This is a genomic window from Roseovarius sp. (assembly GCF_040223625.1).
Lineage (GTDB): Bacteria > Pseudomonadota > Alphaproteobacteria > Rhodobacterales > Rhodobacteraceae > Roseovarius.
In genome coordinates this window covers 50,165-64,349 of the sequence record NZ_JAVKFX010000027.1, presented here as the reverse complement: position 1 = coordinate 64,349, position 14,185 = coordinate 50,165, and the positions used below count along the sequence as shown (strand labels likewise).

13 protein-coding genes are annotated in these 14,185 nt (G+C 65.9%); 5 read left to right on the top strand and 8 right to left on the bottom strand.

What is annotated here, in order from left to right:
- Nucleotides 1-112 precede the first annotated feature (112 nt).
- The 3 genes from RLN94_RS07580 to RLN94_RS07570 are packed head-to-tail and all read left to right on the top strand — an operon-like array spanning nt 113 to nt 2,434.
- Nucleotides 113-409, top strand: coding sequence for a virulence factor (locus RLN94_RS07580; protein WP_300895418.1), 297 nt, complete (start codon nt 113-115; stop codon nt 407-409).
- A 29-nt stretch (nt 410-438) separates the two neighbouring features.
- On the top strand, nt 439-1,365 hold the full coding sequence (locus RLN94_RS07575; protein ID WP_350126893.1) for a methylenetetrahydrofolate reductase: 927 nt from the start codon (nt 439-441) through the stop codon (nt 1,363-1,365).
- Nucleotides 1,366-1,375: 10 nt separating this feature from the next.
- The gene (locus RLN94_RS07570) at nt 1,376-2,434 is read left to right on the top strand and encodes a methyltetrahydrofolate cobalamin methyltransferase (protein WP_350126890.1); all 1,059 of its coding nucleotides are present in this window, start codon (nt 1,376-1,378) and stop codon (nt 2,432-2,434) included.
- A 100-nt stretch (nt 2,435-2,534) separates the two neighbouring features.
- Here RLN94_RS07570 and dxs read toward each other — a convergent pair whose 3' ends face one another.
- Genes dxs through RLN94_RS07555 form a run of 3 tightly spaced genes read right to left on the bottom strand, consistent with a single transcriptional unit; the run spans nt 2,535 to nt 5,612 of the window.
- Nucleotides 2,535-4,463 carry a 1-deoxy-D-xylulose-5-phosphate synthase gene (dxs, locus tag RLN94_RS07565; RefSeq protein ID WP_350126887.1) on the bottom strand — a complete coding sequence of 643 codons (1,929 nt, stop codon included), beginning with the start codon at nt 4,461-4,463 and terminating at the stop codon, nt 2,535-2,537.
- Nucleotides 4,464-4,494: 31 nt separating this feature from the next.
- Nucleotides 4,495-5,361, bottom strand: a complete 867-nt coding sequence (locus tag RLN94_RS07560; RefSeq protein ID WP_433962347.1) for a polyprenyl synthetase family protein — start codon at nt 5,359-5,361, stop codon at nt 4,495-4,497.
- An 8-nt stretch (nt 5,362-5,369) separates the two neighbouring features.
- Nucleotides 5,370-5,612, bottom strand: coding sequence for an exodeoxyribonuclease VII small subunit (locus RLN94_RS07555; protein WP_350126884.1), 243 nt, complete (start codon nt 5,610-5,612; stop codon nt 5,370-5,372).
- Nucleotides 5,613-5,715: 103 nt separating this feature from the next.
- On the opposite strand from RLN94_RS07555, the gene RLN94_RS07550 reads away from it, so the two are divergent.
- Nucleotides 5,716-6,684: a phosphotransferase gene (locus RLN94_RS07550; protein ID WP_350153580.1), complete on the top strand. Its 969-nt coding sequence runs from the start codon at nt 5,716-5,718 to the stop codon at nt 6,682-6,684.
- Here the strand turns inward: RLN94_RS07550 and RLN94_RS07545 are convergent.
- On the bottom strand, nt 6,681-8,225 hold the full coding sequence (locus RLN94_RS07545; protein WP_350126878.1) for a helicase HerA-like domain-containing protein: 1,545 nt from the start codon (nt 8,223-8,225) through the stop codon (nt 6,681-6,683). The genes RLN94_RS07550 and RLN94_RS07545 overlap by 4 nt on opposite strands.
- Nucleotides 8,226-8,699: 474 nt before the next feature.
- Between RLN94_RS07545 and RLN94_RS07540 the strand changes: the two genes are divergently transcribed.
- On the top strand, nt 8,700-9,365 hold the full coding sequence (locus tag RLN94_RS07540) for an invasion associated locus B family protein (protein ID WP_350126875.1): 666 nt from the start codon (nt 8,700-8,702) through the stop codon (nt 9,363-9,365).
- A 67-nt stretch (nt 9,366-9,432) separates the two neighbouring features.
- Here the strand turns inward: RLN94_RS07540 and RLN94_RS07535 are convergent, their stop codons facing one another.
- The 4 genes from RLN94_RS07535 to RLN94_RS07520 all read right to left on the bottom strand — a co-directional run bounded on the left by RLN94_RS07535 (nt 9,433) and on the right by RLN94_RS07520 (nt 14,012).
- A complete protein-coding gene (locus RLN94_RS07535; RefSeq protein ID WP_350126872.1) occupies nt 9,433-10,644 on the bottom strand; it encodes a beta-ketoacyl-[acyl-carrier-protein] synthase family protein in 1,212 nt (403 codons plus the stop codon).
- On the bottom strand, nt 10,641-10,901 hold the full coding sequence (locus tag RLN94_RS07530; protein WP_350126869.1) for an acyl carrier protein: 261 nt from the start codon (nt 10,899-10,901) through the stop codon (nt 10,641-10,643). The genes RLN94_RS07535 and RLN94_RS07530 overlap by 4 nt, the downstream gene beginning before the upstream one ends.
- A gap of 33 nt (nt 10,902-10,934) precedes the next feature.
- Nucleotides 10,935-12,026 (bottom strand): UDP-3-O-(3-hydroxymyristoyl)glucosamine N-acyltransferase, encoded by a 1,092-nt coding sequence (gene lpxD / locus RLN94_RS07525; RefSeq protein WP_350126866.1) that lies wholly within the window; start codon nt 12,024-12,026, stop codon nt 10,935-10,937.
- A gap of 174 nt (nt 12,027-12,200) precedes the next feature.
- Nucleotides 12,201-14,012 (bottom strand): L,D-transpeptidase scaffold domain-containing protein, encoded by a 1,812-nt coding sequence (locus RLN94_RS07520; protein WP_350153579.1) that lies wholly within the window; start codon nt 14,010-14,012, stop codon nt 12,201-12,203.
- Nucleotides 14,013-14,185: the final 173 nt, after the last annotated feature.

The window sequence follows — 14,185 nt, the reverse complement described above, 5'->3', positions numbered from 1 at the left end:
GACGGCCCGCCAGGCTCAGACTGTCGCAGTATGTGCGCGTTCTGTCGAAATTCGACCCTGCCGGTGGCGCGTGCTGCTTTAGAGAGAGGCCACTGAAAACGAGGAATCAGTCATGGTTGATGTCACCATCGTCTACTGGCGGGACATTCCGGCGCAAGTCATCGTCGGAAAGGGCCGCCGCGGCGCGAAGAAACAACTGCCCGAGAGGTTCGAGCAGGCGATCGACCGCGCCGCGATGAAAGTGGGGGCGTCGGATACCGACACCTACCTGGCGGAGTGGCGCAAGGCGGCGCCCTACCCGGTCGAGGGAGAGGCGGCGGACGTGGCCGAGGCCGAGGCGGCCCGGCTGGACGCGGAGTACGATCAGGAGCGTATCAAGGCCCTGATCGCCAATGAAGGCTGGGCATGAGCCCAAAACCTGCGCTATGGGAGGCCGTGATGGCTTTGTTGAACTTCAAGAAGCGTGAAAAACCCGCGATCGTGTCCGACGGACGGCTCGAGGCGGTTCTGCAAGGCTACTCGATCGAGGTGATGCCCCGCACCGCCGAAAAGATCGAGAGCTTCCGCGACCTGCTGCCCGAAGGCACGCGCGTCTATATCGCCCATATCGAGGGCACGCCGATCAACGACATGGTCGCCACCGCCAAGCGGCTGGCCGACGAGGGATACCCGGTGATGCCGCACTTCCCGGCGCGGATCATCAAGGACAAGGCGACGCTGGCCGACTGGATCGCCCGCTACAACGGCGAGGCCGGGGTCGAGCAGGCGCTGCTGCTGGCCGGCGGCGTGGCCCAGCCGCATGGCGAATTCCACTCCTCGATGCAGCTGATGGAAAGCGGCGAGTTCGACAAGGCGGGCTTCAAGCGGCTGCACGTGGCCGGCCACCCCGAGGGCAACCGCGACATCGACCCCGATGGCGGCACCGCGGCGGTCGACGAGGCGCTGCAGTGGAAGCAGAAATTCTCGGAGCGGACCGATGCCGAGATGGCCATCGCCACCCAGTTCGCCTTCGACGCCAAGCCGATGATCGAATGGGCGAACCGGCTGTCGGCCGCGGGCGTCACCCTGCCGATCCATATCGGCATCGCCGGCCCGGCCAAGCTGCAGACGCTGATCAAGTTCGCCATCGCCTGCGGTGTCGGCCCCTCGCTGAAGGTGCTGCAGAAGCGCGCGATGGATGTCTCGAAACTGCTGCTGCCCTACGAGCCGCACGAGGTGCTGCGCGACCTGGCCGCGCATCGCGAAGCCAACCCCGATTTCAACATCACCAACGTCCACTTCTTCCCGCTGGGCGGCATCAAGACGAACGCCACATGGGCGATCGAGAACGGTGGCGACGCCACCAAACCCGCAAACGCCTCCTGAAGGATCGAAAATGACCCGTACCATCGTCGAGAGCAAAACCAAAACCGCCGTCATCGGCTTCGATGAACCGTTCTGCGTGATCGGCGAGCGGATCAACCCCACGGGGCGCAAGAAGCTGGCCGCCGAGCTGGAAGCGGGCGATTTCTCGACCGTGGAATCGGATGCGCTGGCGCAGGTCGCGGCGGGCGCCAACGTGCTCGATATCAACGCGGGCGTTGTCTACAACTCGAACCCCGATCCGAACCAGACCGAACCGCCGCTGATGACCAAGGTGGTCGAGCTGGTGCAAGGGCTGGTGGATGTGCCGCTCTGCATCGACAGCTCGGTTCCCGGCGCGCTCGAGGCCGGGCTGGCGGCCGCGCATGGCCGCCCGCTGCTGAACTCGGTCACGGGCGAGGAAGAGCGGCTGGAACTGGTGCTGCCGCTGGTCAAGAAATACAACGTGCCGGTCGTGGCCATCTCGAACGACGACACCGGCATTTCGGAAGACCCCGACGTGCGCTTTGCCGTCGCCAAGAAGATCGTGGAACGCGCCGCCGATTTCGGTATTCCCGCCCATGACATCGTGGTCGACCCGCTGGTGATGCCGATCGGCGCCATGGGAACCGCCGGTCAGCAGGTCTTTACCCTGGTGCGCCGCCTGCGCGACGAGCTGGGCGTGAACACCACCTGCGGTGCCTCGAACATCTCGTTCGGCCTGCCCAACCGGCACGGCATCAACAACGCCTTCCTGCCGATGGCGATGGGCGCGGGGATGACCAGCGCGATCATGAACCCGATCGCGCTACCGGTGAAACAGTCGGAGATCGAGGCCAAGAAGGCCGAGGTGGCAGCTCTCGGCATCGTGCTGCCCGACGACATGGATGACGAGACCTTCTGCCAGCTCTTCGGCCTGGGCTCGACCAAACCGAAGGCGGGCAAGGAGATGGAGGCGATCCGCGCGGCCAACTTCCTGACCAACAACGACCCGCATGGCGGTGAGTGGATCCGGTTCAACAAGGCCCCACCGAAGCCGGGCGAGGAAGCGGAAGGCCGTGGTCGCGGTGGTCGTCGGCGGCGTCGCGCTTGAGATCGACGGGTGGATTGGGGGCCAGCCCCCAAACCCCCGGGATAATGGGACCAAGAAGAAGGGCCGGGGTTTTTCCCGGCCTTTCTCGTTTCGGTGGCGTTCAGGCGCGCTTGTCCTTGAGGTCGGCCACGCCCAAGACGTCGAGCACCTTGGCCTCGATATGCGCCGCGCTGAGCTTGGCGGTGGCGTACATGTCGTCGGGGCTCGACTGGTCGATGAAGCTGTCGGGCAGGACCATGGAGCGGAACTTCAGGCCGTTGTCGAAAACGCCATTCTCGGCCAGGAGCTGGGCCACGTGGCTGCCGAAGCCGCCGACCGAGCCCTCCTCGATGGTGATCAGCGCCTCGTGCCGGGCGGCAAGGTCGAGGATCAGGTCGGTATCGAGCGGCTTGGCGAAGCGGGCGTCGGCGATGGTCGGCTCGATCCCGCGCTGCATCAGCGCCTCGCGGGCCTTGCGCACCTCGCCCAGCCGCGTGCCGAAGGAGAGGATGGCGACGCGGGCGCCTTCGCTCACGATCCGGCCCTTGCCGATTTCCAGCACCTCGCCGCGTTCGGGCATGGTGACCCCCTGCCCCTCGCCCCGCGGATAGCGGAAGGCGATGGGCCCGCTGTCATGGGCCACGGCGGTGGCGACCATGTGGACAAGCTCGGCCTCGTCCGCCGCCGCCATGACGGTGAAGTTCGGCAGGCAGGCAAGGTAGGCCACGTCGAAGGCGCCGGCATGGGTGGGGCCGTCGGCGCCGACAAGCCCGGCGCGGTCGATGGCGAAGCGGACCGGCAGGTTCTGGATGGCGATGTCGTGCACGACCTGGTCGTAACCGCGCTGCAGGAAGGTGGAATAAAGCGCCGCGAAGGGTTTCATGCCCCCCGCCGCCAGCCCGCCCGCGAAGGTCACCGCATGCTGTTCGGCGATGCCCACGTCGAAGCAGCGGCTGGGGTAGCGTTTCTCGAAGAGGTCGAGGCCGGTGCCGTCGGGCATGGCGGCGGTGATGGCGCAGATCCGGTCATCCTGGGCCGCCTGCTCCAGCAGGGCGTTGGCGAAGACCTTGGTATAGCTCGGCGCGTTCGAGGGTTTCTTCTGCTGCTCTCCGGTGACCACGTCGAACTTGGCCCGGGCATGGCCCGCATCGCTCGACTGTTCGGCGGGGGCATAGCCCTTGCCCTTCCGGGTAATGGCGTGGATCAGGATCGGGCCGGTCGCCCGCTGCCGCACGGTGCGCAGAACGGGCAGAAGCTGGTGCATGTCATGGCCGTCGATGGGGCCGACATAGGAAAAGCCAAGCTCCTCGAAGAGCGTGCCGCCGACGGTCATGCCCTTGAGCATCTCCTTGGCCCGGCGCGCGCCTTCCTGGAAGGGCATCGGCAGGAGGGATACGGCCCCCTTGGCGGCCGCCTTGAATTCCTGGAACGGCTCGCCGGCGTAGAGGCGCGAGAGGTAGGAGGAGAGCGCGCCCACCGGCGGGGCGATCGACATCTCGTTGTCGTTGAGGATGACGATCAGGCGCTTCTTCAGGTGGCCCGCGTTGTTCATCGCCTCGAAGGCCATGCCGGCGCTCATCGCGCCGTCGCCGATCACGGCAATGGCATCGCCATGGCCGGTGTCGCAGACACCGCCCAGATCCCGCGCGACCGCGAAGCCGAGGGCGGCGCTGATCGAGGTGGAACTATGGGCCGCGCCGAACGGGTCATAGGGCGACTCGGTGCGCTTGGTGAAGCCCGAGAGCCCCTCTTTCTGGCGGATCGTGCGGATGCGGTCGCGGCGGCCGGTGAGGATCTTGTGCGGATAGCACTGGTGCGAAACGTCCCAGATCAGCTTGTCGCGGGGTGTGTCGAAGACGTGGTGCAGCGCGACGGTCAGTTCGACCACGCCAAGGCCCGCGCCGAGATGGCCGCCGGTTTCGGAGACGGCGGAGATGGTTTCCTGCCGCAGCTCGTCGGCCAGCTGCACGAGCTGCGCATCACTGAACCGCTTCATGTCGGCGGGCGTTTTCACCTGGTCCAGCAGGGGTGTATTCGGGCGGTCTGACACAGGGGGTCCCCTCTCTGGCTCGTCGCTTCCGTCAGGTCTGGCGTGAGATAACGAAGCGCGCCAGCTGCCGCAAGCGCTCGGCCTCCTGACCATGGCAAGATATGGCCTCGCAGGCCTCTTCTACAAGGGCTGCGGCGCGGGCGCGGGCGGCATCGAGGCCCAGAAGCGACACGAAGGTGGCCTTGCCGGCGGCGGCGTCCTTGCCCACGGCCTTGCCCGCGGCGGCAGCATCGCCGGTCACGTCGATCACGTCATCCTGGATCTGGAAGGCGAGGCCAAGGGCGGCGGCGTACCGGTTTAACGGGCCGGTATCGGCGCCCGCCATGCGCGGCCCGGCGGTGGCGGCCCAGCCGATAAGCGCTCCGGTCTTTCCGGCTTGCAGGGCGGTGATGTCTTCCAGCGTCAGCGGCGCCTCGGCGGTTTCGGCGGCGATGTCGAGCGCCTGGCCCAGCACCATCCCCTGCCCGCCCGCCGCACGGGCCAGCGTCAGGGCGAGGTCAGCGCGGGCCTCGGGCGTTTCTGCCCCCTCTGGGTGCGCCGCCAGTTCGAAGGCCAGCGATTGCAGCGCGTCACCGGTCAGAACGGCGGTGGCCTCGTCCCATTTCACGTGCACGGTGGGCTGGCCCCGGCGCAGATCGTCATCGTCCATGCAGGGCAGGTCGTCGTGGACAAGGCTGTAGGCATGCATCGCCTCGATCGCGCAGGCGGGCCAGATCGACCGGGCGTCGGACACGCCGTGCAGCCGCGCGCCCTCCATCACCAGTGCCGCGCGCACGCGCTTGCCGCCGCGCACCGCGTAGCGCATCGCCTGTGCCACGGGGCCCGCGCCAAAGGGGTCCAGCACATCGGCCAGATGCGCCTCGACCGAGGCGCGCACCCCGGCGAGCCGGTCTTCCAGATCGGTGCTCACAAGTTTTCGACGGGTGTCGTGCCGGTCGGGTTGCCTTCGCCGTCGAGCGTGATGGCGGCGACCTTCTCCTCGGCTTCCTTGAGCTTTTTCTCGCAGCGCTTCTTCAGCTCGGCACCGCGCTCGTAGAGCTTGATGGAATCCTCCAGCGCCACGTCGCCCCGCTCCAACTTGCTGACCACCTGTTCGAGCTCTTTCATGGCCTCCTCGAAGGACATTTCGGAAACGGGGGTGTCGGTCATGGGCGCCTCGCAAGTCTTGCCGGATTTGGCGTCACCATAGACGGGGGGCGACCGGGGTTCAATTCGGTTGACGCCCCATGGAGGTTGCGGAATTGTGACGGCCATGGCGAAAACGCGCGGCCCTTCTCCCCTGCCCGACATGGATGCGATGATGGCGCTTGTGCAGTCCTTCGAGGCGTTGGCCGAAAGGGACGCGCGACTGGCGGAAGCGGCGCTGGAGGAGGTGCTTCGGCTGGTGCCGGGCAAGCGGGCGATCCTGTCGGGGCGTTTCGGGGAGCGGCCGGCGATCTTCCGGTTCTATATCGAGCATGCCGAGGACTATGCGGCGCGCGACTGGGCCGAGTTGCAACGGACCGAAAGCTACATGTCGGAGGGTGATTACCGGGTGAACAGGCCGCTGGCGCATGTGCCGGAACTGGGGCTCGTGGTGGTGGAGCGGGTGCCGGGCCAGCCGCTGATGGAGGTGATCCGGGCGACTGAGAGGGCGCATCGGGCGGATTTCCTGCCTTCGGCCGCGCAGTGGCTGCGCAAGTATACCGCGCCCAGCGAAGAGCTGACGGAGGTGCGGCTTGACGGGTGGTTCAAGCGGATCGGGCGCGGAATGGCGCGGCAGCGCAACGGGGGGCTGCGCCGGGCCGAAGCGGCGGTGCTGGCCGAGCTGCAGCGCATTTCAGCCCCGCGTGAGGCGGGCCGCTGGCGGGTGGCGATCAGCCATGGCGATTTTCATCCCAACAACCTGTTGGCGGACGGGCCGCGCCTGACGGGGATCGACACGGGCGGCTCGGCCAAGCTGCCGATCTACAAGGACATGGCGCGCTTCCTGTCGCATATGGCGCGGCGCGGGCTGATCCCATCGGGGGAGGCGCGGTTCGGGGTCGACGCCCGGGGCCTCGATGCTTTCGCCGAGGCGTTCGCGCTCGAGGACGTCGAGCGCCGTGTCTGGCTGCCCTTCATGCTGGGGGTCGAGGTGCTGGTGCGGATCGAGGCAAAAACCCTGTCCGCCGCGCGTATCCGCAAGGCGGAAGCGTTCTACGACACGCTGCTCGACGGGTTGCGGGATATCCGCCCCTAGCGCCCCTTGAACAGCCCGCCGAGAATGCCGCGAACGATGCGCCGGCCGGTCGTGCCCTTCATTTCCTTGATCACCGCGTCCGACATGGCATCGCCGAACTTCCGGCCGAAACTGCGATCCTCACGGCTGGTCGAGCGCGGCACGCGCGTGCCGGAATAACGGCGGCCCGCGTTGAACTCGCGTTCGGCGGGAGGCATTTCTTCCACCGCCTCTTCCGCGGCTTCGGCCTGCTTGGCGGCCTTTTCTGCCCGGGCGGCGAGGATCTCGTAGGCCGATTGCCGGTCGAGCAGCTCGTCATACTTGCCCCTGACCGGCGAGGCCGCCATGGCCGCCTCGCGTTCAGCGGCGCTGGCCGGCCCGAGCTTGGAGGATGGCGGGCGGATCAGGGTGCGTTCGACGATGCCCGGCACGCCCTTGTCTTCCAGCATCGAGGTCACCGCCTCGCCCACGCCCACGTCGCGGATCGCGTCGACCGTTTCGAACCGGGGGTTGGGCCGGTAGGTTTCCGAGGCCCGCTGCAACGCCTTGCGGTCGCGGGCGGTGAAGGCGCGGAGCGCATGCTGGAAGCGGTTGCCGAGCTGGCCGAGGATATCCTCGGGGATGTCATCGGGGTTCTGCGTCACGAAATAGACGCCCACGCCCTTGGACCGGATCAGCCGGGCCACCTGTTCCACCTTGTTGACCAGCGCCTTTGGCGCGTCGTCGAACAGCAGATGCGCCTCGTCGAAGAAGAAGACCAGCTTGGGCTTGTCCGGGTCGCCCACCTCGGGCAGCGTCTCGAAGAGTTCGGACAGGAGCCACAACAGGAAGGTCGCGTAAAGCCGCGGCGCGCCCATCAGCTTGTCGGCGGCGAGGATGTTGACCTGCCCCCGGCCATCGGCGGCAGTGGTCATCAGGTCGGCAAGGTCGAGTGCCGGTTCGCCGAAAAAACTGGCGCCGCCCTGGTTCTCGAGCACCAGCAGCGCCCGCTGGATGGCGCCCACCGACTGGGTCGAGACATTGCCGTAGCGCAGCGACAGCTCGTCACGGTTCTCGCCCACCCAGACCAGCAGCGCCTGCAGATCCTTGAGATCGAGCAGCGGCATTCCCTCCTCGTCGGCCACGCGGAAGGCGATGTTCATGATCCCCTCCTGCGCCTCGGTCAGCTGCAGGAGGCGGGAAAACAGGAGCGGCCCCATTTCGGCGACGGTGGTGCGAACGGGGTGTCCCTGCGTGCCGAACAGGTCCCAGAAAGTGACGGGAAAGGCCTCGTATTTGTAGTCGTTGAAACCTATGGTTGAGGCGCGCTTGGTGAAGGCGTCATGGAGCTTGAATTCGGCACTGCCGGAGGCGGCAAGCCCCGACAGGTCGCCCTTCACGTCGGAGAGGAAAACCGGCACCCCCGCGGCAGAGAACCCCTCGGCCAGGATCTGGAGGGTCACCGTCTTGCCCGTGCCAGTCGCCCCGGCGATCAGCCCGTGGCGGTTGGCATAGTTCAGCGTCAGACCCTGCGGAAGGCTGTAACCCTCCCCACCGCCACCAATAAAAACCTTGTTTTCCAATTTGTTAGGCCCCTGTCCCAATTTTTCCTCGGTCTGAACATACTAAGTTAATCATTGTCTGGCACCTTCAAATTGCCCCGGGCCTCATGTCCTCTTGGCGCCGGGGCGACTTCCTCCCTGTCAGACTGGCCGCGCCGTTTCGGTGCGGCCTTTTTTCGGCCTTTCAGGGCCCGTCACGGGCGCCGAAATTCAGGCCCATTTTCGGCCCTTAACAGGGCCATCAAAAATTTTGAACCATTCCTGTTGACGGGTTGCGGTAACTGTCATAGCGTTCGCTCAATAACTAAGTCGGCCAGTCCGGCAGGGAGAAACAGGGGAAGAGACCGAAAGGTCTCTTTTCCTTTTTTATGGGAGGCGACGGCATGCACATGGCGGAAAGCCTTGAAACCTGCCGACCGGTGCGATTTTATCTCCTCAGCCCGTTCCCGGCCTCGGGAACGACGACAATACACTGATCACCAGAACGGGGATTTCATGTCCAGATTTCTTTTCACCCTGCCGGTCATTGCACTTCTGGCAGCCGGTTCCGTAGCCATGGCCCAGGATAACACGACATCCGACGCCACGACCGAAACCGAGACCGAGACCGACGCCCAGACCCAGACAGAGACAGAAACCGAGACGGAAGCCCAGGCCGAGGAAGGCACCGCCGACGCCAACACGCTCGACATGGGCCAGGAAGTTCAGGAAGACCCGTCCTACGTCAAGGAAACCTATGGCGACTGGCAGCTTCAGTGCTTCCGCAGCGAGGCGGAGGAAGACCCCTGCCAGATGTACCAGCTTCTGCGCGAGGATGCCGGCAACCCGGTGGCCGAGTTCAGCCTGTTCAAGCTGCCCGACGACAGCCAGGCCGTGGCCGGCGCCACCATCGTCGTGCCGCTGGGCACGCTGCTGCCGCAGGGCCTGAAGATCGCGGTCGATAGCGGCCAGGCGAAGGCCTACAACTATTCCTTCTGCTCGATGGTCGGCTGCTTTGCCCGCATCGGCTTCACCCAGGCCGATATCGACTCGCTCAAGGCCGGCAGCGAGGCGCTGCTGACGATCGTCCCGGCGCAGGCGCCTGACCAGACCGTGGTGATCCGCGCGTCGCTGTCCGGGTTCACCAAGGCCTACGAGAACGTGTCGGTCGCGCCGAACTGAGGTTCCGACCCATCAAGAACAAGGAAGACGCCGCCGGAACGGGCGGCGTTTTTCGTTTGAGAGGTGTTCAGGAAAACCGCTTGAGCGCCAGAACCGCGTTCAGCCCGCCGAACGCGAAGGCATTGGAGAGCGCCACCTCGACATGCGCCTCGCGTGCCTCGTTGGGCACCACGTCGAGCGCGCATTCCGGGTCCGGCTCCTCGTAGCCGATGGTCGGCGCGACGATCCCGTCGCGCACGGCCATGATGCAGGCCAGAAGCTCCACCGCGCCGGTGCCGCCGATCAGGTGGCCATGCATCGACTTGGTCGAGGAGATCATCAGCCGGTCGGCATGGGCGCCGAACACGTCGGCCACGGCCGCGCTTTCGGTCTTGTCATTGGCCGCCGTGCCGGTGCCGTGGGCGTTGATGTAGCCCACGTCCGTGGCGTTGATCCGCGCGTCCTGCAGCGCACCGCGGATGGCCCGTGCGGCGCCCTGTTTCGAGGGCATGACGATGTCGGCCGCGTCCGAGGACATGGCGAACCCCGCCACCTCGGCCAGGATCTCGGCGCCCCGCGCCTTGGCGTGCTCCAGCTCTTCGAAGACGAAGACCCCGGCGCCCTCGCCCTGCACCATCCCGTTGCGGTTGGCCGAGAACGGGCGGCAGGCATCCTTGGACATGACGCGCAGCCCTTCCCAAGCCTTCACCCCGCCGAAGCACAGCATGGATTCCGATCCGCCGGTGATCATCACTGGGGTCACGCCGCCATGCACCATCTGGAAGGCCTGCGCCATCGCGTGGTTGGAACTGGCACAGGCGGTCGAGACGGTGAAGCTCGGGCCCTTGAGGTTGAATTCCATCGAGACGTGGCTGGCGGCCGCGTTGTTCATCAGTTTCGGCACGACGAAGGGGTGAACGCGGTTCTTGCCCTCTTCGTAGACCGAGCGGTAATTCTCGTCGAGCGTGGTCATCCCGCCGCCGGAATTGCCCAGCACGACGCCGGCCCGCGCGGCCAGTTCGCCGGAAAACTCCAGCCCCGCCTGCCCGATGGCCTCGCGCGCGGCGACCAGCGTGAACTGGGTGAAGCGATCGTAGAGTGCAAGCTGCTGCCGGTTGAAGCGTTCCTCGGGCTCGTAGCCTTTCACCTGCCCTCCGATGCGAATCGCCAGCCGCTCGACATCGCGGAATTCCAGCTCGCTGATGCCGCAGCGACCTTCCCGCATCGCGGCCAGGGTTTCGGGGACCGAGAACCCGAGCGCGTTGATCGTTCCGGCGCCCGTGATGACGACCCTTTTCACGACTTCTGTTCCGCCACCAGCTTCTCGATTCCGGCAACGATGCTGGCGACCGACGAGATGTCGAAATCGCTTTCCTGCGGTTCGTTGGCGTTGAAGGGGACGGAAATGTCGAACTCTTCCTCGATGGCGAAGATGCTTTCCACCAACCCCAGGCTGTCGATGCCGAGGTCGTCCAGCGTGCTGTCCATCGTGACATCGGAAGGTTCGAGCACGGCCTGTTCGGCAATGATCCTAATGACGCGGTCCTTGATATCCATCGCTCCGGCCCTCTTCCTTTTGTCGCGCCCGATTTAGTCCTTCGCGGACGGGTTGGAAACCGTTTTCTTGAGCTCGGCCACATCCGCGAACAGGCGCTTGATCCGGCGGAAGTTTTTGAAAAGGTCCATCGTCGCCTCCATCTTCATCGCCGGGTAGCCCAGCATGACGCGGCCCGCCGGGATGTTGGCCAGCACAATCGTGCCGCCCCCGGTGATCACGTTGTCGCCGATGAAGACGTTGTCGCTGACACCGGTCTTGCCGCCCATGACCACGTTGTTGCCGACCCTGACCGAGCCCGCGATGCCCACATGCCCGCAGAGCAGGCAGTCTTCGCCGATCTCGACATTGTGGCCGATCATCACGAGGTTGTCGATCTTGGTGCCCCGGCCGATCCGGGTGTTGCGGATGGTGCCACTGTCGATGGTGGTGTTGGCGCCGATCTCGACATCGTCGCCGATCTCGACCCCGCCAAGGCTGTGAATACGGGTCCAGGTCTGGGCCTGCGCCTCGCCCCGGTCGCCGAGGGTCTCGCGTACGTTCTCGACGCCCGAGGTTTCGGCCGTGACGAAGGAAAACCCGTCGCCGCCGATCGCCGCGCCGGGCTGGGCGATGAACCGGTCGCCGGTGGTGACCCGCGCGCCGATCTTCACCCCTTCCCGCAGCAGGCTCATCTGGCCGATCCGGGCGTTGGTGCCGACGTAACATTGCGGGCCGATCACCGTGCCCGCCCCGATATGGGCCCCCTTCGACACCACGCTGAACGGGCCGACGCTGACGCCCTTTTCCAGCGTTGCCTCGGGGTGGATCACCGCGCCCGGGTGAATGCCGTGCTCCCAGCCCTGCCCCGGGTCGAGCATCGCCGTCAGGCCCGACATGGCATAGCGCGGGCGCGGCGCGATAATCGCGGCCTCGAGCCCCAGCGCCTGCCAGTCGGCCTCGACCCAGAGAATGGCGGCCCGGGCCGCGCCATCGCCGAGGCGGTCGGCAAACTGCGGTTTCATGGCCAGCGCCAGGTGGCGCGGCCCCGCATCCGCCGGTTCGGCCAGGCCGTCGACCTCGATCCCGGCATCGCCCACGGCCTGCGTTCCCAGCGCGGCCGCAATCTGCTCAATCGTATAGCCCATGAGACTCCCCTCGTGCTGCCGGAAAGATTTAGCCGCCTTGAGGCGCCAGTGAAACCCCTCCGCCACGGCAAGAGGGCGATTTCGCGTGCCTTTGGCCCGCCGCCTCCGCCGGGGCCGGAACGAAAAAGCCCCCCGCCGCGGCGGGGGGCAATTCTGCTGCAAGAGCGGCCGGTGTTACCGGTCCCGCGACCGCAGGTTCAGGCTGGAGGACTGAGACGCCCGCGGTTGTTGCGACCGGGTCTGGTACCGCGGCTGGTTGACGACACGCACCTGCGTGCGCGGCTGCGACACCTGCACTGTCTGCGGCTGCGCCTGCCGGGTCTGGCGGGGCTGCGGCTGCGAGAAATACTGCGGCTCCGGGATCTGCATGTCCGCCGCGTACACCGCCGGAGACGAGACGCCGGCATTCTTCATCGCGGCCCAGATCCGGGCGTCGCGGCCATACACGTCCTGACGGTACTGCGGCTCGCCCTTGGCGTTGGTGAAGGCCGTCCGGTAGATGATATGCACCGGGACCTTGGTTTCGAGGTCGACCTGCGTTTCCTGACCGGTGTCGAGAATCCGGTGGAACAGCGCCTTCGGGTCGTCCGTCTGCTTCGACAGGATCTCGTAGGCGAACTCGAACGGTTGCGCCAGCCGGATGCAGCCGTGGCTATAGGCGCGCCGCGCATGGGCAAACAGGTGTTTGCTGGGCGTGTCATGCAGGTAGATGTTGTACTTGTTGGGGAACATGAACTTCACCAGCCCCAGCGCGTTGCTGTTCGACGGCGGCTGCTTGAGGTCGTAGGGGAAGTTGCGCGCGCTGTAGGCGTTGAAGTTGACATTCGCCCGGCTCACCTGCCGCCCCTGACCGTCGTAAAGGCGCAGATGGCCCGCCGCGTTGCGATTGCGCTGCATCTGCGGGAGGTATTCGTTCACCGTGATCGACCGCGGCACGTTCCAGGTTGGGTTGATGACGAGGTGTTCCATCACGTCCGAGAATTCCGGGCTGCGGCGGTCCTGCGAGTTTGCCCCCACCACGGCGCGGGTTTCGAAGGTGATGATGTCGTTGTCGATGATCCGGGCCGAGAAATCGGTCAGGTTCACCAGGATATGCCGCTCGCCGCGCTCGGTGTTGAGCCAGCGCTCGCGTTCCATCGCCACCAGCACCGAGGCCAGCCGCGTGGCCGGCGAGGTGTTGATCTCGTCGATGGTGTTCGAGCCGGCTTTGCCATCGGGCTCGAGCCCGTGGGCCGACTGGAACTTCAGCACGGCCTTCTCGATATTGTCGTCGTAGACCATCGTCGACGTGCGCCCGAGATAGCCCATCGTCATCAGCCGGTCGCGCAGGGCGACGACGGCCTGACCGCTCTCGCCCTTCTCGAGCGAGCCTGCCTGAACCGTCGGGCCCCAGCCGCCATTCTCGATCAGCCGCTCGAGCCGCATCTTTTCTTTCATCAGGCGCGCATACTCGCGCGTCTGCGGCACCAGCGTGCGGAAATAGGCGCGCGGATGGCCGCTTTCGGCCAGCCCGGTCAGGTAGGTCTTCGCATCCTTGTAGACGCCGTTGCGCTTGATGCCGTCGTCGATCGAGGCCGGGTCCAGCGCCCCGGACTGCATGTCGCGCGCGATCTGGATGAACGCCTTGGTCATCTCCACCTCGGCGAAACCGCGCTTGCGCGGCGTGTTCACGTCGGACAGCACGCGCAGCAGGCGGTCGGTGTCATAGCGCGAGGCGGGAAGGCCGTGCATCGAGGCGGTCTTCATCGCGGACAGAAGGGCGCTTCGGCGGGCACGATCCTCGTCCGCCGTACCGGTCCAGACCGCCCCGAACTTGTTCGAGCGGTAGAAGGCCGCTATGTCGCGGTCCGACGAGGCGGCTTCGGCCACGGCCTGTTTGAACGCGGTAAGAGCGGCCTCGGCGGCCGAGGCACTGTAACCGATCGCCGAAAACGCGATCGCCAAACCCGATACCCGGAGACTGGCCCCCAAGGATTTCAGAATCATGTCGTCTCCCCTGAATTGGCAATTTCATCAATCAATGTAATGGATCATGCGCGATGGGCAATTTCTGTCCATTCAAAAGTTCGACAGTGCATGTACCTTTTTTCCCGACTGCAGTGTATGCGCCGCCTGCACCGCGCAAAATAGGCACATGGACGGAATTTTGCGCGAGATTC

Excerpts from the sequence above, each read along its gene's own strand:
- RLN94_RS07555 (WP_350126884.1), bottom strand. The coding sequence starts at position 5,612 with ATGACCGACACCCCCGTTTCCGAAATGTCCTTCGAGGAGGCCATGAAA.
- RLN94_RS07530 (WP_350126869.1), bottom strand. The coding sequence starts at position 10,901 with ATGGATATCAAGGACCGCGTCATTAGGATCATTGCCGAACAGGCCGTG.
- RLN94_RS07575 (WP_350126893.1), top strand. The coding sequence starts at position 439 with ATGGCTTTGTTGAACTTCAAGAAGCGTGAAAAACCCGCGATCGTGTCC.
- RLN94_RS07520 (WP_350153579.1), bottom strand. The coding sequence starts at position 14,012 with ATGATTCTGAAATCCTTGGGGGCCAGTCTCCGGGTATCGGGTTTGGCG.
- lpxD (WP_350126866.1), bottom strand. The coding sequence starts at position 12,026 with ATGGGCTATACGATTGAGCAGATTGCGGCCGCGCTGGGAACGCAGGCC.
- RLN94_RS07540 (WP_350126875.1), top strand. The coding sequence starts at position 8,700 with ATGTCCAGATTTCTTTTCACCCTGCCGGTCATTGCACTTCTGGCAGCC.
- RLN94_RS07550 (WP_350153580.1), top strand. The coding sequence starts at position 5,716 with ATGGCGAAAACGCGCGGCCCTTCTCCCCTGCCCGACATGGATGCGATG.
- RLN94_RS07580 (WP_300895418.1), top strand. The coding sequence starts at position 113 with ATGGTTGATGTCACCATCGTCTACTGGCGGGACATTCCGGCGCAAGTC.
- RLN94_RS07570 (WP_350126890.1), top strand. The coding sequence starts at position 1,376 with ATGACCCGTACCATCGTCGAGAGCAAAACCAAAACCGCCGTCATCGGC.